Below are 19,134 nucleotides of genomic sequence, written 5' to 3' on the forward strand. Positions count from 1 at the left end.
ATCTCAAGGGGATCGGCGCCTCATTGACCTGGCTGGCGCCGATCCCCTTGAGATCGCGCAGCAACCCTTCGACCGCCCCATAGCGCAGCTGCCAGGGGTGCACCTCGAGGCGCTCGATGACGAGCCCGCCGGCCAGCAGGGCGCGCTCGAGCGCCGCCCGCTCGAGGAAGCGGTTCACGTGCGCCGCGCCGTCCACCGCCTGCCAGGCCGCACGCAGCTCGTGCAAGGAGCCGGCCAGCAGGGTCGAGAAAAACAGCCGGCCGCCGGGTTTGAGCACCCGGCCCGCCTCGGCAAAGGCGCGCTCGGGGCGCTCGCACCACTGCAACGCCAGGCTGGAGAACAGCGTATCGAACTGGCCGCCGGGCAGCGGCAGCGCCTCGGCGTCGCCGCATAAGAGCGAGGCGCCACTGCCACGCCGGCGGGCCTCGTCCAGCATGCCGGGCGAGAGATCGAGCGCCGTGAGGCGATGGCTGCGCGCTGCCAGCATGGGCAGGAAGTGGCCGGTACCGCAGCCGAGATCGAGTAGGTGATCGCTGTGCGCCGGCAACCAGCCGAGCAGCGCCTGCCCCACCTCGCGCTGAAAGGCGGCGTGGGCGTCGTAGCGCCGGGCCGCCGCCCCGAAGCGGCGGGCCAACTGGGCCTTGTCGACCCGCTGGAACGGGGGCTGCTCACCCATGGCGCACCTCCCGGCACTCGGCCAGCGCCGCCAGCAGAGCATCGACGTCCGCCTCGCGGTGGGCGGCACTTAAGGTGATGCGCAGGCGCGCCGTGCCGGCCGGCACGGTGGGCGGGCGGATCGCCGTGACCCAGATGCCGCGCTCGCGCAGCCGCGCCGCCAGATGCAGCGCCGCCTCGCTCTCCCCCACCAGCAGCGGCTGGATCGGGGTGTGGCTACTACCAAGCCGCCAGCCCTGCTCCTGCGCCCCGGCGCGAAAGCGCGCGATGAGCCCGTGCAAATGGGTGCGCCGCGCCTCGCCGGCACGCACCAGATCAATCGCCGCCGTGATGGCGTGGGCCTGGGCCGGCGGCATATGGGTGCTGTAGACATAGGTGCGGGCGAAGTTGGTCAAATACTCCACCAGCTCGCGGCTACCGGCCACAAAGGCCCCGGCCACCCCGAGCGCCTTGCCAAAGGTGCCCATGTGAATGTGCACCCGCTCTGGCCCTATGCCGAGCGCAGCCAGGGTGCCACGTCCCTCCGGCCCCAGCACGCCGAGACCGTGGGCGTCGTCGATCATCAGCCAGTTGCCGCTCTGTGCGGCCAGATCGCACAGGGCCGGCCAGTCGCCGAGATCCCCGTCCATGCTGAACACCCCTTCCGAGACGATGAGGCCGGCGCCGGGCTCGAGCTGGCGCGCCAGCGCCTGCATGTCGTTGTGACCGAAGCGCTGCATGGTGCAGGGGAGCTGGCTGCCGGCCTCTTGCAAGGAGGCGTGGTTGAGCCGGTCTTGCCACAGGCGGTGCCCCTTGCCGAGCAAGGCGTTGAGCACCGCCTGATTGGCAGAAAAGCCGCAGTTAAACAGCAGCGCCGCCTCGACCCCGAGCCAGTCGCACAGGCTCTTTTCAAGGCGCTGGTGCGCCTCGTGGTAGCCGGTGACCAGCGGCGAGGCACCGCTGCCGGCGCCAAAGCGGGTGAGCCCCTCGGCAAACGCCGCGCCCAGCAATGGCTCGCGCGCCAGCCCCAGGTAGTCGTTGCCGGCAAAGTGCAGATAGTCGCGCCCGGCCACGTGTAGGTGCGCCCCTTCATGGCGCACCGCGGTGCGGGTGCGCAGCAGCGCCGCCTCGCGCCGGGCATCGAGCGCGTCGGCGAGATGAAACGGGGAGCCCATCAGCGAGCCGTGGCGTCGTAGAAGAGATCCTCTGGCGCTGGCTGGGTCGCCGCCTGACGCGCCAGGGTGGCGGTCAGCTCCTCCTCCTGCACCGCGTCGGGCTTCTGGGCACACTGGGCGGGGCGGATGCCGAGGCGCTGGAACAGCTGCATGTCGCTGCTCTCGTCCGGGTTCGGCGTGGTGAGCAACTTGCAGCCATAGAAGATCGAGTTGGCGCCGGCCATGAAGCAGAGGGCTTGCAGCTGATCGTTCATCTTTTCCCGGCCGGCCGAGAGGCGCACGTGGGAGTAGGGCATCATGATGCGCGCCACGGCGATGGTGCGCACGAACTCGAACGGATCGAGGTTCGCCTCGTCTTCGAGCGGCGTCCCCTTGACCTTGACCAGCATGTTGATGGGCACGCTCTCCGGGTGGCGCGGCAGGTTGGCCAGCGCCATCAGAAGCCCCGCCCGATCGCTGGGCTGCTCGCCCATGCCGACGATGCCGCCGCTGCACACCTTCATGCCGGCACTGCGCACATGCGCCAGGGTATCGAGCCGATCCTGATAGGTGCGGGTGGTGATGATGTCACCGTAAAACTCCGGCGAGGTGTCGAGGTTGTGGTTGTAGTAGTCGAGCCCCGCCTCGGCCAGCCGACCGGCCTGCTCGGCGCTGAGCATGCCGAGGGTCATGCAGGTCTCCATCCCCATGGCGCGCACCCCCTCGATCATCTGGATGAGGTAGGGCATGTCGCGCTCCTTGGGGTTGCGCCAGGCGGCGCCCATGCAAAAACGCGACGAGCCGTTCTGGCGCGCCTCGCGGGCCCGCTCGAGCACTTTTTCCACCTCCATCAGCCGCTCCGCCTCGAGGCCGGTCTGGTAGCGGGCGCTCTGGGGGCAGTACTTGCAATCCTCCGGGCAGGCGCCGGTCTTGATGGAGAGCAGAGTGCTCACCTGCACCTCGTTCGGGTCGAAATGGGCGCGGTGCACGCTCTGGGCGCGAAACAGCAGATCGTTGAACGGAAGGGCTAAGAGGGACTGTACCTCGGTCAGGGTCCAGTCGTGGCGCGGTTCGGTGCTCATGCAGTGCTTCTCGTTGTGAAGGCTCGCGGGCCGTTAATGGTTGGCCAGTGTAGGGATTGCCGATATCCTGTCAACACCAACCAGTTGCACCACATTGACATTGGATTATTTTGTGAGCGATTTTGACCTACACCACATCTGGCACCCCTACACCTCCCTCACCCGCCCCCTGCCCTGTTACGAAGTGAGCGAGGCGAGCGGCGTGCACCTCACCCTGGCCGATGGCCGCCAGCTGGTCGATGGCATGAGCTCGTGGTGGGCCTGCATTCACGGCTACCAGGTGCCCGAGCTCGATGCGGCCGCGCGCGATCAACTCGGGCGCATGGCCCACGTCATGTTCGGCGGCATCACCCACCAACCGGCCATCCAACTGTGCCAGAAGCTGGTCGAGATCACCCCGGCGGGGCTGGATCGGGTGTTTCTCGCCGATTCCGGCTCGGTGGCGGTGGAGGTGGCGCTCAAGATGGCCCAGCAGTACTGGCACGCCAAGGGAACGCCAAGGGCCAAGTTTGTCAGCCTGCGCAACGGCTATCACGGCGACACCTTCGGCGCCATGAGCGTGTGCGACCCGGATGGCGGCATGCATGAGCTCTACAAGGGGTTCCTGCCCGAGCACCATTTCGTCCCAGCCCCCAGCTGCCGCTTCCACGACCAGTGGGACGAGCAGTGCGTGGTGGAACTTGCCACCCTGCTGGCGGATCACCACGAGGACATCGCCGCCATCGTGCTCGAACCCATAGTGCAGGGGGCCGGCGGCATGCGCTTCTACCACCCCCGCTACCTGCAATGGGTGCGCGCCCTGTGCGACGAGTTCGGGGTGCTGCTGATTGCCGACGAGATCGCCACCGGTTTTGGCCGCACCGGCCAACTGTTCGCCTGTGACTGGGCCGGCATCCGCCCCGACATCCTCTGTCTGGGCAAGGCGCTCACCGGGGGCTACCTCACCTTGTCGGCGACGCTGACCACCGAACCGGTGGCCACCACCATCTGTGAAGGAAAAGCCGGGGTCTTTATGCACGGCCCCACCTTCATGGGTAACCCGCTCGCCTGCGCCATCGCCTGCGCCTCCATCGATCTGCTGCTGGCCTCCCCCTGGCAGGAGCGGGTCCAACGGATCGAGGCGCAGCTGCGCGATGAGCTATTGCCGCTCACGCGCCATGCGGCGGTGGCCGATGTGCGGGTGCTCGGCGCCATCGGGGTGGTCGAGCTGCATCAGCCGGTCAATGTGGCCGCCATCCAGCGCCGTTTCGTCGAGCTCGGCGCCTGGATCCGCCCGTTTGGCAAGCTGGTCTACCTGATGCCGCCGTTTGTCATCACCGCACAGGAGCTGACGGTATTGACCCGAGCCATCGCCACCGTGCTGGAAGAGGGGAGCTGGCGCTGACGCCGCTTTGTGACCCAGCCATCAGACCCATGTGAAAAAGAAGCGTAGAGTGGGGCGGTTTATTGACCCGCCCCATCACACTGCCCATGCGCCTCTCTATCGCCGCCAAACTCAACTTCTTCTTGCTCTTCATCTTCTCCATGGTGCTGGTCTTCTCGGCCTGCTACCAGGCGGTGCGCGAGCGCGATCTCATCCTCAGCCTCATCAAGGATCAGAGCCAGGAGCAGACCGAAGCCTACTTCGACAGCCTCAACATGCTGATGCTGACCGGCCAGATGGCGGCGCGCGACACCCTGCGCGAGAAGTTCAAGCGCCATAGCCACGTCAAGGATGCCCGTATCGTGCGGGGCACCGCCCTCACCCGCCAATACGGGCCGGGGCGGGCAGAAGAGACGGTGCAGGATGACTTTGACCGCCTCGCCCTCGAGGGCAAGGGGAGTCTGGAGGTGATCCAGGAGGGGGCCAGCAGCCGGCTGATTGCCACCCTGCCCCTGCGCGCCAGCAAGGCTTATCGCGGCACCGACTGCACCAGTTGCCATCAAGTCGAAGAGGGAACCGTGCTCGGTGCGGTGCGCTTTGAGTACGACCTCGACGCCCTGTTCGCCCAGGTCGAGCGCAGCATCCTCGGCTCCACCTTGGCACTCACCGCCCTGTTCGGCGCCGGCCTGCTGCTCACCCTCTGGGTGCTGCGTACCTGGGTGGTCAACCCGCTCGGTCAGCTCACCCGCGCCATGGAAGAGGCCACCGATGCCCCGCTCCCCGGCCGACGCCTCGAGATAGAAGAAGAAGATGAGATTGGCCGGGTGGCCGCCGCCTACAACCAGATGCTCGACAGCATGGAGCGACGGCTCGCGCCACGGCCATCCGAACCGGGCGCACCCAGCCGAACCATGAGCGCCGCAGCGGACCCCAAACGGGGCTAAAAGCGCCCTTGCCACCCAGCCCAACGCGCCATCTTTTGCTTGTTTATCAAGCCGGCGCGGGTAAGATGTGGCATTCGGTCGGCCTTGCGCCGCCCTCTTTTTTATTGCAAGAAAAACTGTGCAAGCACCAGTTGGAGACTTTATTTCGATGACGCACGCATCCGTAGTTGATGTGCTGACCGGCAAATTTGCGGTCGGCACCACCCTGACCGTCAAGGGGTGGATCCGGACTCGCCGCGATTCCAAGGCGGGGATCTCGTTTCTGGCCGTATCCGACGGCTCCTGCTTCCACCCGGTGCAGGCGGTCGTGCCCAATACCCTGGCCAATTACGAGAGCGACGTGCTGCATCTGACCACCGCCTGCTCCGTCGAAGTGACCGGCACCGTGTCCGAGTCTCAGGGCAGCGGCCAGTCCTTCGAACTGCAAGCCACCGAGGTCAAGGTAGTCGGCTGGGTCGAAGATCCGGACACCTATCCCATGTCCGCCAAGCGCCACAGCATCGAATACCTGCGTGAGCACGCCCACCTGCGCGCCCGCACCAACCTGATCGGCGCCGTGACCCGGGTGCGCAACAGCCTGGCCCAGGCCATCCACCGCTTCTTCCACGAGCAGGGCTTCATCTGGGTGGCCACACCGCTCATCACCGCCTCCGATACCGAAGGCGCCGGCGAGATGTTCCGCGTCTCGACCCTGGACATGGAAAACCTGCCGCGCACCGATGCCGGCAAGGTGGACTACGCCGAGGACTTCTTCGGCAAAGAGGCGTTCCTGACCGTCTCCGGCCAGCTCAACGCCGAAACCTATGCCTGCGCCCTCTCCAAGGTCTACACCTTTGGCCCCACCTTCCGCGCCGAAAACTCCAACACCAGCCGCCATCTGGCCGAGTTCTGGATGGTCGAGCCGGAAGTGGCGTTCAACGATCTGGAAGATAACGCCGCCCTGGCCGAAGCCATGCTGAAGTACGTCTTCAACGCCGTACTGACCGAGCGCCGCGACGATCTGGAGTTCTTCGCCCAGCACGTCGACAAGGAGGCCATCTCCCGCCTCGAGCGTTTCGTCGCCTCTGACTTTGCCCAGATCGACTACACCGATGCCATCACCATCCTGGAAAACTGCGGCAAGACCTTCGAGTTCCCGGTCTCTTGGGGCATCGATCTCTCCTCCGAGCACGAGCGCTATCTGGCCGAGGAGCACTTCAAGGCCCCCGTGGTGGTGAAGAACTACCCCAAGGACATCAAGGCCTTCTACATGCGCCTGAACGACGACGGCAAGACCGTCGCCGCCATGGACGTGCTGGCTCCTGGGATCGGCGAGATCATCGGCGGCTCCCAGCGTGAAGAGCGTCTCGACGTGCTGGATCAGCGTCTCGAGGAGATGGGCCTGAAGAAAGAGGACTACTGGTGGTATCGCGACCTGCGTCGCTACGGCACCGTGCCCCACTCCGGCTTTGGCCTCGGCTTCGAGCGCCTGGTGGTCTATGTGACCGGCATGGGCAACGTGCGCGACGTGATCCCCTTCCCGCGTACTCCGCGCACCGCCGAGTTCTAAGCACACCGACATGACCTCAAAGGCCGCCCTCCGGGGCGGCCTTTTGCATTTCCCCTGATCTCGCAGTTTTTAAGTTGTTATTGGCGCACCTTGAGATGCCGCAATTTTTCGCCCGCCGCCACCCCCGATAATCCACCTAACCCTTTAGGGCTAACATGACAAGGCACGATGGAGTGTGCGCCGGCCACGGGCGGCGCTGTTTCAACTGATGGAGGTAACAGGGAATGATCCTGATGGAGTTTTTAGTGGTGCTCGGCTGTCTGCTGCTCGGCACCCGTTTTGGCGGTATGGGGCTGGGCCTTATCAGCGGCATCGGTCTGTTTATATTGAGCTTTATCTTCGGCCTCACCCCGGGTGAGCCACCGGTGCAGGTCATGCTCACCATCCTCGCTGTGATCGGCTGCGCCGCCACCTTGCAGACCGCCGGCGGTCTCAACCTGATGATGCAGGTGGCCGAACGCCTGCTGCGCCGCCATCCGCAGTACATCACGGTATTGGCCCCCCTCACCACCTGGACGCTGACCTTCTTGTGCGGCACCGGCCACGTGGTCTACACCATGTTCCCCATCATCGCCGACATCGCGCTGCAAAAGAACATCCGCCCGGAGCGGCCGATGGCGGTGGCCTCGGTCGCCTCCCAGATGGCCATCTGCGCCTCGCCGGTGTCGGTGGCCGTGGTCTCGCTGGTCTCTATCCTGGCCGCCAAGGCTGGCGTGGGCCACGCCTACAGCCTGCTCGAGATCCTGATGGTGTCGGTGCCCGCCTCCCTGTGCGGCGTGCTGACCGCCGCCCTGTGGAGCCTGCGCCGCGGCAAGGATCTCGATAAGGACCAGGAGTTCCAGGCCAAGCTGCAAGATCCGCAGCAACGCGCCTTCATCTATGGCGGCAGCGAGACCCTGCTCGGCACCCGCTTCCCGAAAGAGGCCTACTGGTCGACCTGGATCTTCTTCGCCGCCATCGCCGCCGTGGTGGTGCTGGGGGCCGATGCCTCGCTGCGCCCGGTGTTTGAGATGGGGGGCAAGACCGGGCCTCTCTCCATGAACCTGGTGATCCAGATGATGATGCTGATCGCCGGCGCCGTGATCCTGATGAGCTGCAAGGTCAAACCGGGCGAGATATCCAACGGCCCGGTGTTCAAGGCCGGCATGGTCGCCATCTTCTCGGTGTTTGGCGTGGCCTGGATGAGCGACACCTTCTTCAACAGCCACATGAGCGAGCTCAAAGAGGCGCTCTCCCACGTGGTGCAGGCCCAGCCATGGACCTACGCCCTGGTGCTGTTTCTCATCTCCAAGCTGGTCAACAGCCAGGCGGCGGCACTCACCGCCATCGCCCCCATGGGGCTGGCGCTGGGGGTCGATCCCAAGCTGCTGATCGCCTTCCTGCCGGCCAGCTACGGCTACTTCATTCTGCCGACCTACCCGAGCGATCTCGCCTGCATCGGCTTCGACCGCTCCGGCACCACCCGCATCGGCAAGTACATTCTCAACCACAGCTTCATCATTCCCGGCCTCATCGGGGTGAGCGTGGCCAGTACGGTGGGCTACCTGCTGACCACCACGCTGCTGTAACCGAAAAAACCGGCCCCTCTGCCCATTTCTCACCACAAAACAACGCGTTATAGTGAGGAAAAGGCAACCCGTGGAGGGGCCATGTCAAAACCCAGCACAGCCCTGTTGCTGACCGGTGGCGGCGCCCGCGCCGCCTACCAGGTTGGCGTGCTCAAGGCGATCGCCGAACTCTACCCCCGCCAGGCGGGGATCCCCTTTCCCATCCTGTGCGGTACCTCGGCCGGCGCCCTCAACGCCACCGCCCTCGCCTGCTACGCCTCCCACTTCCAACTCGGGGTGCGCAAGCTCGAGTGGGTGTGGCGCCGCTGCGAGACCCACCACATCTTTCGTTTCCAGCCGGGGCAGCTGCTGCGCCGCCTGCTGTTCGAGGGATCGGCCGGCCTCATCAGCGCCACCCCCAACCCGGCGTTTCACCTCTTCTCCCAGGAGCCGCTCAAGCGCCTGCTCGATCAGCTCATCAACTACGACCGGATAGACGAGCAACTGCTCTATGGCAATCTGGAGGCGCTGGCCATCACCGCCTCCGACTACCGCAGCGGGCTGTCGACCACTTTCTTCCAGGGGCGCCCCAACCGGCACGCCTGGCAGCGGGCCCGCCGCCGCGGCATCCCGACCCTGATCACCACCGAGCACCTGCTCGCCTCGTCGGCGCTGCCGTTCGTGTTCGCCCCCCAGCGCATCGACGATCACGACTTCGGCGACGGCTCGATCCAGCAGCTCAGCCCACTCAGCCCGGCCATCCATCTGGGGGCCGAGCACATCCTGGCGATCACCCTGGATGCCCGCCACGACATGGGGAGCGCTCCCCACGCCATCACCAGCTCACAGATCGCCAGCCATCTGCTCAACACCGTGTTCAGCGACACCCTCAACTCGGATCTGGAGCGGCTTGCCCGCATCAACGCCACCCTGACCCAACTGGCGCCGCGCGAGCGCGAACGCCTCAACCTGCGCCTCATCGAGCCCTGCGTGCTGGGGCCAAGCCAGGATCTCGACCAGCTGGCACTGCCCCACCTCCCCCACCTGCCGCGCCATCTGCGCCGGCTGCTGCGGGTGCTCGGCGTCAAGGGGGATGAGCCGAGCACCCTGGCCAGCTTCCTGATGTTCGTGCCCGAGTACTGTCAAAACCTGATCCAGCTCGGCTACCAAGACACCTGGGACAAGCAGTCAAGTATCCGGCACTTTCTCGACCTAGTCCCCGCCCCTCGCCGCTGAAGCGGCAGCAACCAGGCCGCCTTCGGGCGGTGTTTCTTTTATTTATCCTGTCTAATCAACGCATTGTATAAACCAACGCTAAACGGTCACACATTGTTCATAAATAGGTATGACTATTGCTTCCCCCACCCCGCCTGGCAGTGATTCGATGCGTAGTGAGGAGTCGGCGTGGAAAACACCATCGCGTTTGGCATGTGGGGACAAGGAGCGGAACAGTGGTCGAGACAGACAGAAAGGGCGAGCACCCTCGACAGCAGCGAGCAGTTGCAATTGCTAGAGTTGCTGCTGGCCCAAGGCAGCCTGCATGAGCTGCTGACAACCTTTGCCAGCCGAGTGGCAAGAATTGTCCGCCTGCACAGCCTGCTCATCGACTGTGGCCAGCCGCGCCACATCGTCAACGGTGAGGGGGCGCCCCATCATTGCAGCTTCGAGCTGCGCGACGATAACCACTGCCTGCTCGGTCTGCTGCACTACGGCCTTGAGCTACCGCTCAGCCATACCCAGCAGCGGGCGCTACAGCAATATCACCAGCTGCTCAGCATGCCGCTGCGTCTGATGCTGCGCCTGGAGCAGTTGCAGTCACAGGTGCGCCTCGATCACCTCACCGGCCTTGGCAACCGCGCCCACTTCGACGAGGCCATCGGCCGCGCCGTGGAGCAAAACTGCCGCGAGCACCACGGCCTGGTGCTGGTTCTGGTCGATCTCGATCGCTTCAAGCTCATCAACGACACCTGGGGCCACCCGGTCGGCGATCTGGTGCTGGCGCGCTTTGCCCAGTTGCTGCGCGAGGTGATCCGCACCACCGATCAGGCGTTTCGCCTCGGCGGTGACGAGTTTGCCCTGATCTTGCAACCGGCCGAGGCGCTGGCCTGGCAGCCGGTGCAGCAGCGCCTGTGCGATCAGCTGCGCAGCCATCAGGAGCTGCTCTCGTTTGGCGTCGGGTGCAGCCTGGGGGCGGCCAGCTGGCAAAGTGGCATGAGCGTGTACCAGCTCTATGAGCTGGCCGACGCCGACCTCTACCGGGGCAAGAGCCTGCGTCCCTAGCGCTGCCACTCCCAGCCGAGCGCCGTGCCGGCAAATCCCTCGCAGACAAAGACCCCGAGCGCCGCCGCCGGGGTCTCGTCGTAATGGAGCAGCGGCACCCTGCCGCGCTGCCACGAGGGCACGCCGTACTCCTGCCACAGTTTCTTGAGCCGCCGGCTGCCGGCGCGCCCGATAGGGTGCAATCGGCAGCCCGGCGCCACCGTAAAGCGCAGTAAGAGCCGCTCCCCCCCTTGCGGCGCGCGCAGCGGCCCTGCCGGCGAGGGCACCAGCCGCAACCGGCCCAGCCCGGCCGGCAGGGTCAGCCACTGCCCCACCTCCAGCTCGGCCTCCCATGACAGGGGGGCGGCCGGCTCATCACGCGGCAGCACCACCAGCGCCCCCTGATGACGACGGCAGCTCCACAGATCCCAGCACAGGCTGGGATTGGCATCGGCGCGAGCTTGCGCCACCTCCTGCCACAGCAGGGTCAACTGCTCGCGGGAAGGGGGAGTGGCCCCGCGCTCTCGCAGCCAGTGGCGCAGTACGTTGGCGCGGCGCGCAGGCGAGAGCGCGTTAAGCGGCGCCACCGGCAGCCGCTCCCCCTCCCCGATGGCCGCCAGATCGCTTTGGGCCAGCTCGTCGAGCAGCTCGGCGGCCTCGGCGCACAGGCTCATGCTGCGCGCGGCGGTCTGCAAGATCGCCGGCCAGCGCGCGCGCAGCGGTGGGGCGAGCTGCTGGCGCACGAAGTTGCGATCGAAGCGCTCGTCGCCGTTGCTCTCATCTTCCACCCAGGTAAGCCCCAGCACGCCGGCCTGCGCGGCCAGCTCGGCGCGGGCAAACCCGAGCAAGGGGCGCACCAGCACCCCGCCGGCGAAGGGCTGGCGAGCCCCCATGCCGGCCAGCCCGCGCACCCCGCTGCCGCGCTTGATGGCCAGCAGCAGGGTCTCGAGCTGATCGTCGCCATGATGGGCGGTGAGCAGCACCCCGCCCGGCGGCAGGTGGCGGGCCAGCACCTCATAACGGGCACGGCGCGCCTGCGCCTCCAGGCTCTCGCCATTGCCGGGGCAAAGCTGCACCCGCTCCACCCGCACCGGCACCCCCAGCGCCGCCCCCTGCGCCACGCAAAAGGCGGCCCACTCATCGGCATGGGGGCTCAGTCCGTGGTGGACATGCACGGCCTCGAGGCGGCGACGCCAGTCAGGCTCGGCCGCCAGCAGGTGCAGCAACAGGCAGGAGTCGAGGCCGCCGCTCAGCGCCAGGCGCAGCGGGGCTAGCGTATCCTCGGCCAGGGCGGCATGCAGCGCCGTGGCGGCGGGAGAAGGCTGGGTCATAGGGAGTCCATCAGCAGATACAAGCGCCGGCCATGATAACACCAAGTGAGGCTTATCAAGGGGATGGCGCACTGTTACAGTGGCAAGGGCCAACAGGCTCCAGAAGAGAGCCGCGCACCCCTTATCATTGGCTCAAGCAAAGAGACACTCCACAATGACCCAACGCTACACCCTGGCGGCCACCTTGGTCGCCCTGGCCCTGCTGGCCGGCTGCAGTCAGTCATCTGCGCCGCGCCACAGTGGCCTGCTGCCCGCCAACATGGACAAGAGCATCAAGCCGGGCGATGACTTCTTCCGCTACGCCAACGGCCACTGGCTCAAGAGCAGCGCGATCCGCCCGGATCGCCCCGCCGACGGCGCCTTCTACGCCCTGCGCGACAAGTCACTGGCAGACGTGCGAGTGCTGGTCGACGAGGCGATCAAGGCCGATGCCCCGGCCGGCAGCAGCACCCGCCAGATTGCCGATCTCTACCAGAGCTTCATGGACAGGGCGACCCGCGATGCCTGCGGCCTCGCTCCGATCCAGCCGCTGCTGGCCGAGATTGAGGCCGTGCAGAGCCAGAGCGATCTGGCCCACGCCTTCGCCCGCACGGCCCAGATCGGCGGCGGCGCCCCCTTCTCGTTCTGGATCGGTGCCGATGAGAAGCACCCGGATCGCTACAGCGTCACCCTCTATCAGAGCGGGCTGGGGCTGCCAGATCGGGACTACTACCTCAAAACGGGCCAGGAGGCCGAGGCGCTACGCCAGCAGTACCGGGCTCACATCGCCACCATGCTGGCGCGCAGCGGCACCCCAGAGGCGCAGGCGCAAGAGGCGGCCAGCCGCATTCTGGCCCTCGAGACCCGCCTGGCCACCCTGCAATGGGATAAGGTGAAGCTGCGCGATCGGGAGCTGGGCTACAACCCCAAGAGCCAGGCCGAGATCCGGGGGCACGCCCCGCGCTTTGACTGGCGCCGCTGGCTGGCCGACACCGGATTGGCCGGACAACCCAGCCTCATCGTCGGCCAGCCGGACTACCTCAGCGCCATCGACGCCCTGATGGCCGAGACCCCGCTCGCCGACTGGCGCGCCTACCTGCGCTGGCACCTCATCAGCGACTGGGCCCCCTACCTCGACAGAGAGACCGATCGCCTCAACTTCGCCTTCTTCGGCACCACCTTGAGCGGCACGCCGCAGCAGCGTCCGGATTGGGAGCGCGCCATGGGGCTGCTCGACAATCACCTCGGCGAGGCGGTGGGCGAGCGCTACGTGGCACGCTACTTCCCGCCCGAAGCCAAGGCGCGCATGGAGCAGCTGGTGGAGAACCTGCGCAGCGCCTACGGCCAGAGCATTCGCGAACTGGAGTGGATGAGCGAGGCCACCAAGGCCAAGGCGCTCGAGAAGCTGGCCAAGTTCCGCCCCAAGATCGGTTACCCGGACAGCTGGAAGGATTACAGCGCCATCACCCTCCGCCGCGACGATCTGGTGGGCAACCTGCTGCGCGCCAGCGAAGTGGAGTATGCCGACCGCCTGGCCCGTCTCGGCAAGCCGGTCGATCGCAACGAGTGGCACATGACGCCGCAGACGGTGAACGCCTACTACAACCCGAGCAACAACGAGATCGTCTTCCCGGCCGCCATCTTGCAGCCCCCCTTCTTCGACATGGCGGCCGATGACGCGGTCAACTACGGCGCCATCGGCGGCGTGATCGGTCACGAGATGGGGCACGGTTTTGATGATCAGGGAGCCAAATCCGACGGTGACGGGGTGCTGCGCGACTGGTGGACGCCGCAGGATCTCAAGGAGTTTCGCCTGCGCACCAGCCGGCTGGTGGCGCAGTACAACCGCTTTGAGCCGATCCAAGGCCAGTTCGTCAACGGCGCCTTCACCTTGGGCGAGAACATCGGCGATCTGGGTGGCCTCACCATCGCCCACAAGGCCTATCAGTTGTCACTGAACGGCCAAGAGGCGCCGGTCATCGACGGCTACACCGGCGAGCAGCGCTTCTTCCTCGGCTGGGCCCAGGTGTGGAAGGGCAAGTATCGCCCCGAGCTGATGCAGATGCTGCTGCGCTCCGACCCCCACTCGCCCCCCGAGTACCGGGTCAACGGCGTGCTGCCCAACCTCCCCGCCTTCTATGACGCCTTCAACGTACAGCCCGGCGACAAGCTCTACCTGCCGCCGCAAAAACGTGTGAAGATCTGGTGATCCGGGGCGGTGCTGCCGCCCCCCTTGCAAGAGACCGAGCCATGAAATACCTGCTTTCCTCCCTGCTGCTGCTGGCCAGCTGTGCCCAGGCTGCCGAGCCCTTCTTCCAGCAACTGACCCTGCCGGGAGGCCTGGTGGTGACCGTCGCCAGCGGGCGCGGCGAGCCTGCCTCCATCGGCAGCTACGACGTGCGCCTCTACGCGGGCAGCCAGCCCCAGTTTCCACTTGATGAGTTCATCGCCGGCGTGGTGCTGCCGCGCGACGGCACCATCAAGGAGGTCAAGCTGGCCGAGCTCAGTGGCGATCTCGCCCCCGAGCTGGTGGTGATCGCCCAAAGCGCCGGCAGCGGCAGTTATCTCTCGGCCGACGCCTTCACGGTAAACGCAGGCGGCATCGAGAGCTTCAACCACGTGGAGGGGCTGGCCCCCGGCGAGGATGTGCTCAAGGCGCTGCGAACCCCCGAAGATTAAGGCGACCCACCCAAACTCCACAAAAGAGGGGGCCACTGGCCCCCTCTTTTGTCATTTCATGCATCACGTCACAGGCTATCGAGCCTGTCGGCCCACCCCTTGAGCCAGGCCAGGGCCGGACGCTCGGGCTCGTCCTCCTCGCTGGCGTCAATCTCAAGGCGCGCCACCAGGGGGCTGGCCCCCAGCTCTTGCAACAGGCCGTCCAGGGTGCGCCCGGCGCCGCAGAAGGTGTCGCCGTAGGCGCTGTCGCCCATCGCCACCAGGGCGTAGCGCAGGGGGGCGAGCCAGGGCGCCTTGTGGCGCAGATCATCGGCAAACGGGGCCAGGTTGTCGGGGATGTCCCCCTGCCCCGTGGTGGAGGTGACCAGGATGAGGAAGCGCTCGGGCGAGAGGTGCTTGGCCCGCGCCGCCTCGTTCAGGGTCACCTTGTGACCCCGCCCCTCCAGCTCGCTGGCGAGCCGCTCGGCGACCAGTGCCGCCTGACCATATACAGTGCCGATAAACAGATCGATCCGCGCCATTCCCTGTGTCCTTGTTCCATTGAACCGGTCACAGCATGACACAGGCGGGGCTCAATAGTCACTCTCGCTAGCGGGCCAGCCGAGCCGCTCGAACAGGGCCAGCACCTCGGGTCCAAGCGGCGCCTGGATACGCATCGGCACCTTGAGCACCGGGTGGGTGAAGCTTAAAGAGCGCGACACCAGCAGCAGCCGATCCGAGCCCAACTCCTGCTTGAAGAAGCGGTTGTGGCGCCCGTCACCATGGGTGGTGTCACCGATGATGGGGTGAAAGATGTGATCGAGGTGGCGGCGCAGCTGGTGCTTGCGCCCGGTGTGGGGGTGCAGACGCACCAGGCTGTAGCGGCTGGTGGGGTGCTTTTTCGACACCGCATAGGGCAGCTCCACCTGATGCAGGCGACGATAGCTGGTGACCGCCTCCTGGGCTGGCTTGTCCTGGTCGCTGAAGGCATCGGCAATCTTGTCGAGCTGCTCCTTGAGCGGGTAGTCGATGAGCCCCTGCTCGGGCGCCCAGCCGCGCACCAGCGCCAAGTACTCCTTGTGCACCTGACGGCCAGCAAACGCCTCGATCAGGGTGCGCGCAGTCTGCGGGTCGAGGGCGAACAGCAGCACTCCAGAGGTGGGACGATCGAGGCGGTGTACCGGGTAGACGTGGCGCCCGCCGATGAGATCGCGGGTCATCTGCATGGCAAAGCGGGTCTCGTGCTTATCGAGCCAGCTGCGGTGCACCAGCAGGCCGGAGGGCTTGTTCACCGCCACCAGCCAGTCGTCCTGATAGAGCAGCTCGAGCGTCATCGGTCCACCACTTTGCCCGACAGCAGCAGGTCGAAGCGGCCGATGAGGCGCAGCAGATCTTCAACCTCGGCCAGCTCCTCCTTGTAGACCTCGGTCGCCATGGGGTAGAGAGAGACACTGCTCGGCAACTCGGCCTCCAGCAAGATGAGCTGCTGCATGCGCGGGATCAGGATGAACTGGATCCACTGATCGAACGAGAGGGTGTCGACACAGAACGGCAGCTGGCTGGCCAGCGCCTCGTTGCTCGGGGCCTCGCTCTGCCAGCGCCCGATGCGCTGCATCTCGCGGGTCAGCTCCAGCAGCAGTTCGGAAACCAGCAGGTGCTTGTTGAACATGGGAAGGTCCTCTATTGCATGGTGCGCTGGCGCGCAGGGGGGCGTCACTATACCACGTCGGGCCGTCGGCGCGGCAAGGGCCGGAGCCGTCACCCGACGTTCCGTTTTGAGTATGAATGGCAGGGAACGGTTTGCGCCGCCCCGCCGGCTCCCTATAATCGGGCGCCATATCCCGCATCCGAGAGCAAGGCATGTCCACCATCGACACCCTGACCCACTTCCTGACCCAGGCCGGTACCGAGTTCCAGCTGTTCGATCTCGGCCGCCAACTGCGACCGCTGGAGCGCGCCCGTTTCGAGCGCATCGAACGCCAAGAGGAGCCCTACCCCTGGCCCTTGCAGCAAAAGGCCTGGCTGGCAGTGCACTTCCATCAGGAGGCGGGCAAGCACTACCTCTGGTTTTTGAGCTTCCCCCTCGACGAGCGGGGCCTGCTGATGAGCGCCGGCCCCAAGCAGTTCATGGAGCTGGTGGTCGAGACCCTGGGTTATCAGCTCAGCGGCGAGCTGGATGAGGCCAAGGCCGAAAAGCTCGCCAGCAACCCCTGGACCTTCCGCCCGGCCGAAGCCAAGATGGCGGCCCTGCACGCGCGCCTGTCGCGTCAGCTGGCCCAACCCTCCTCGGCCTATCTGGCCCCGCTGTGCGCTTATCTGGCCGACCCCAAGGGGGATGGCTGGCAGCAACTGGGGCTACAGGGCTTTGCCGATCTGGCCGAGCGCATCAGCGATGCCCGACATACTGCCGCTGGTGTGCAAGAGCCTGCCGCGCCTGCCCGAGCCGGTGCTGCACGCCCTGTGTCAGTCCCTCGAGTCGGTGGCCCTGCCGCCGGCATTGCAGGGGGCCCTGCTTGAGCGCATCAATCAGGAGCAAGAGCGCGGCGCCCCTAACCCGGAGACCTTGGCCCACCTGTGCCGGGCCCAGGCCTCCTGCCCGCCGCAAGCTCTGCGCCGCGCCAAGTTGCAGACCCTGCTCACCACCCAGCCGAGCCCGGCGCTGCTGCTCGCCATCGCCGGCCGACTGCCGGGCGATCTGGAGGACGAGACCCTGCTCAGTGCCTTCCTCGAGGCGCTTGCCACCACAGAGGCGGCCCTGTTTGGCCAGCTCTTCGCCGAGCTGGTGACCCTGCCGGCCCTGCGTCTGCAACTGCTCGGCAAGCTGCGCGATCCCCATCGCAGCGAGGCGCTCGGGCGCGCCATCGGCGATCTCTTCAAGGCAGCGGGGGCCTGATGCTGACCGAAGTGGTACTGATCCTGCTGCTCCTGCTCGGGGCCGCCCTGTTCTGGCGTGAGCGCCAGCGCGGCGAGCTGGCGACCCTGATGCTGCGCCGCTACTGCAAGGCGCAGGGGCTGCAACTGCTCTCGGTGGCCCTGAGCCACCGCAGCTGGAGCCGTTCGCCCCCCGGCCTCATCACCTGCTACCAGTTCGAGTTCTCCAGCGACGGCGAGAGCCACTACACCGGCCTGCTGCGCCTGCGCGGCCAACAGTTGGCCGGCATCGAGCTGCCGCCGCACCGGGTCTATGACGGCGATCCGGGGCAGGATGCCATGGAGGGAGAACTATACTCAGAGCCGGCCAAACTGGAGAAAAAACGCATGGAAAGCCCCTACCACACCATGAATACCCTGTTCGATCAACTGGGCCTGCCCTCGGATGATCTGAGCATCCGCCGCTTCGTCAACAGCCACCCCCTCGACAGTGGCACCCTGCTGCCCGAAGCCCCCTTCTGGAGCCCTTCCCAGGCCGATTTCCTGCGCGATGCGCTCTACAACGACTCGGACTGGTCGACCCCCATCGACGAGCTCGATCGCATGCTGCGCCGCTAACCCGTTATGGAGAACCCCATGTCCCATCGCGATGAGATTTTACGCATAGCCAACGAGCTGGCCGAACGTGGCACCACCCCGACCACCGCCATGGTCAAGGCCCGCCTCGGCCAGGCGGTGCCCATGGCTGAGCTGCTCTCGGTGCTGGCCCACTGGAAGCAGGGCCACACCGAGCAGAGCGGCGCGCCAGAGGTGCTCCCCGCCGCCCCAGCCGACCCCATCGAGGCACGGCTTGAGCGCATCGAGGTCAAGCTCGATACCCTGATCTCCTTGCTGCAATCACGCTGAGGCGGCCCCGCGCCGCCCTGTACCGGAACCCTATGTACCTTGTCGATCTCCTCTTCGAGTGCTTCGAAGACACCACCCTCTCACGCGCCGAGCAGGCCATCCTCGGCTACCTCGACGCCCTGCGCTACAACGGCCAGATCATCGGCCGCGAACTGCCCACCAGCATTCAAGATGGCTGGTTTAAAAGCCGGGTCGTCTGCCCCGAGCCCGACAGCCTGCACCCGCGCCATCACAGCGAGCAGGTGCAACTGGCCGAGCGCCGCCTGCATCAGGCCGGCCTGCTGGCCCCCAAGGTGGAGCTGGACGGGCCCGATCTCTTCTCCGACAGCACAGATGCGTGCTCCCAGCCGCACTGGCAGGTGCTCTATACCAGCTTCCTGCACACCTGCTCGCCGCTGCGCTGTGGCGAGCACTTCGCCCCCATCCCGCTCTACCGCATCCCGCCGGTGGCCAATGGCGATCACAAGCAGGTGATCAAGTGGCAGGAGGATTGGGAGGCGTGCGATCAGTTGCAGATGAACGGCTCCATCGCCGAGCACGCGGCGCTGCACGAGATGAGCGAGGTGGGCAGCCGGCTGTTTCGCCGTGGCTGGGATCTGTGCAAGCGCATCGAGTTCCTGACGAAGACCCCCACCTACTACTACCTGTACCGGGTCGGCGGCAACCGCGAGGAGGAGCAGCGCCGTCCCTGCCCCCAGTGTGGTGGTGACTGGCGCCTGGCCGAGCCGCTGCACGAGATCTTCGATTTCAAATGCGATGCCTGCCGGCTGGTCTCCAATCTCTCATGGGACTTCAAGGAGTAAGCCGGCGCTGGCCGTAATCGCCTTGCCCATGGCG

At 66.2% G+C, this 19,134-nt stretch carries 18 protein-coding genes and 2 pseudogenes; 13 read left to right on the forward strand and 7 right to left on the reverse strand.

What is annotated here, in order from left to right; all coding sequences use genetic code 11:
* The 3 genes from BN1134_RS02625 to bioB form a co-directional block, all read right to left on the reverse strand.
* The coding region (locus BN1134_RS02625) for a methyltransferase domain-containing protein (protein WP_042045086.1) at positions 1–676 on the reverse strand (676 nt) is incomplete at its 3' end.
* Positions 669–1,829: an 8-amino-7-oxononanoate synthase gene (bioF, locus tag BN1134_RS02630; protein WP_042045087.1), complete on the reverse strand. Its 1,161-nt coding sequence runs from the start codon at positions 1,827–1,829 to the stop codon at positions 669–671. The genes BN1134_RS02625 and bioF, both read right to left, overlap by 8 nt.
* A complete protein-coding gene (bioB, locus tag BN1134_RS02635) occupies positions 1,829–2,890 on the reverse strand; it encodes a biotin synthase BioB (RefSeq protein ID WP_042045088.1) in 1,062 nt (353 codons plus the stop codon). The genes bioF and bioB overlap by 1 nt, the downstream gene beginning before the upstream one ends.
* Before the next feature lie 112 nt (positions 2,891–3,002).
* Here bioB and bioA point away from each other — a divergent pair, with 112 nt between their 5' ends.
* The 6 genes from bioA (at position 3,003) to BN1134_RS02665 (ending at position 10,573) form a co-directional block, all read left to right on the forward strand.
* The gene (bioA, locus tag BN1134_RS02640; RefSeq protein WP_042045089.1) at positions 3,003–4,274 is read left to right on the forward strand and encodes an adenosylmethionine--8-amino-7-oxononanoate transaminase; all 1,272 of its coding nucleotides are present in this window, start codon (positions 3,003–3,005) and stop codon (positions 4,272–4,274) included.
* 86 nt (positions 4,275–4,360) lie between these two features.
* Positions 4,361–5,197, forward strand: coding sequence for a HAMP domain-containing protein (locus BN1134_RS02645; RefSeq protein WP_042045143.1), 837 nt, complete (start codon positions 4,361–4,363; stop codon positions 5,195–5,197).
* 148 nt (positions 5,198–5,345) lie between these two features.
* Positions 5,346–6,746 carry an asparagine--tRNA ligase gene (gene asnS / locus BN1134_RS02650; RefSeq protein ID WP_042045090.1) on the forward strand — a complete coding sequence of 467 codons (1,401 nt, stop codon included), beginning with the start codon at positions 5,346–5,348 and terminating at the stop codon, positions 6,744–6,746.
* Positions 6,747–6,970: 224 nt separating this feature from the next.
* Positions 6,971–8,314, forward strand: a complete 1,344-nt coding sequence (locus BN1134_RS02655; protein WP_042045091.1) for an anaerobic C4-dicarboxylate transporter — start codon at positions 6,971–6,973, stop codon at positions 8,312–8,314.
* Between the two features lie 81 nt (positions 8,315–8,395).
* Positions 8,396–9,529, forward strand: coding sequence for a patatin-like phospholipase family protein (locus tag BN1134_RS02660; protein ID WP_042045092.1), 1,134 nt, complete (start codon positions 8,396–8,398; stop codon positions 9,527–9,529).
* 192 nt (positions 9,530–9,721) lie between these two features.
* On the forward strand, positions 9,722–10,573 hold the full coding sequence (locus BN1134_RS02665; protein ID WP_042045144.1) for a GGDEF domain-containing protein: 852 nt from the start codon (positions 9,722–9,724) through the stop codon (positions 10,571–10,573).
* Here the strand turns inward: BN1134_RS02665 and tilS are convergent.
* Positions 10,570–11,883 (reverse strand): tRNA lysidine(34) synthetase TilS, encoded by a 1,314-nt coding sequence (gene tilS / locus BN1134_RS02670; protein ID WP_084214687.1) that lies wholly within the window; start codon positions 11,881–11,883, stop codon positions 10,570–10,572. The two genes, BN1134_RS02665 and tilS, sit on opposite strands and share 4 nt — an antisense overlap.
* A gap of 154 nt (positions 11,884–12,037) precedes the next feature.
* On the opposite strand from tilS, the gene BN1134_RS02675 reads away from it, so the two are divergent.
* Positions 12,038–14,071, forward strand: coding sequence for a M13 family metallopeptidase (locus BN1134_RS02675; RefSeq protein WP_042045093.1), 2,034 nt, complete (start codon positions 12,038–12,040; stop codon positions 14,069–14,071).
* Between the two features lie 41 nt (positions 14,072–14,112).
* Entirely contained in the window at positions 14,113–14,541 is a 429-nt protein-coding gene (locus BN1134_RS02680; RefSeq protein ID WP_042045094.1) for a PliI family lysozyme inhibitor of I-type lysozyme, read from the forward strand.
* Between the two features lie 68 nt (positions 14,542–14,609).
* On the opposite strand, the gene BN1134_RS02685 is transcribed toward BN1134_RS02680, so the two are convergent.
* The 3 genes from BN1134_RS02685 to BN1134_RS02695 are packed head-to-tail and all read right to left on the reverse strand — an operon-like array spanning position 14,610 to position 16,189.
* Positions 14,610–15,062, reverse strand: a complete 453-nt coding sequence (locus tag BN1134_RS02685) for a flavodoxin (RefSeq protein ID WP_042045095.1) — start codon at positions 15,060–15,062, stop codon at positions 14,610–14,612.
* A 51-nt stretch (positions 15,063–15,113) separates the two neighbouring features.
* The gene (gene truC / locus BN1134_RS02690; protein WP_042045096.1) at positions 15,114–15,854 is read right to left on the reverse strand and encodes a tRNA pseudouridine(65) synthase TruC; all 741 of its coding nucleotides are present in this window, start codon (positions 15,852–15,854) and stop codon (positions 15,114–15,116) included.
* Positions 15,851–16,189 carry a YqcC family protein gene (locus BN1134_RS02695; protein ID WP_042045097.1) on the reverse strand — a complete coding sequence of 113 codons (339 nt, stop codon included), beginning with the start codon at positions 16,187–16,189 and terminating at the stop codon, positions 15,851–15,853. Before BN1134_RS02695 ends, truC begins: the two co-directional genes overlap by 4 nt.
* Positions 16,190–16,380: 191 nt before the next feature.
* Between BN1134_RS02695 and BN1134_RS02700 the strand changes: the two are divergent.
* The 5 genes and pseudogenes from BN1134_RS02700 to BN1134_RS02720 all read left to right on the forward strand — a co-directional run bounded on the left by BN1134_RS02700 (position 16,381) and on the right by BN1134_RS02720 (position 19,100).
* Positions 16,381–17,413: pseudogene (locus BN1134_RS02700) on the forward strand (DUF3549 family protein).
* A gap of 2 nt (positions 17,414–17,415) precedes the next feature.
* A pseudogene (locus tag BN1134_RS02705) lies at positions 17,416–17,703 on the forward strand (DUF3301 domain-containing protein); the annotation flags it as partial.
* A gap of 75 nt (positions 17,704–17,778) precedes the next feature.
* Positions 17,779–18,009 (forward strand): DUF2789 domain-containing protein, encoded by a 231-nt coding sequence (locus BN1134_RS02710; RefSeq protein WP_042045147.1) that lies wholly within the window; start codon positions 17,779–17,781, stop codon positions 18,007–18,009.
* 18 nt (positions 18,010–18,027) lie between these two features.
* Positions 18,028–18,297, forward strand: coding sequence for a DNA-binding protein (locus tag BN1134_RS02715; RefSeq protein ID WP_042045098.1), 270 nt, complete (start codon positions 18,028–18,030; stop codon positions 18,295–18,297).
* A 32-nt stretch (positions 18,298–18,329) separates the two neighbouring features.
* Positions 18,330–19,100, forward strand: coding sequence for a Zn-ribbon-containing protein (locus BN1134_RS02720; protein WP_042045099.1), 771 nt, complete (start codon positions 18,330–18,332; stop codon positions 19,098–19,100).
* Positions 19,101–19,134: the final 34 nt, after the last annotated feature.

Origin of the sequence: Aeromonas simiae, assembly GCF_000820125.1 — a bacterium.
Lineage (GTDB): Bacteria > Pseudomonadota > Gammaproteobacteria > Enterobacterales > Aeromonadaceae > Aeromonas > Aeromonas simiae.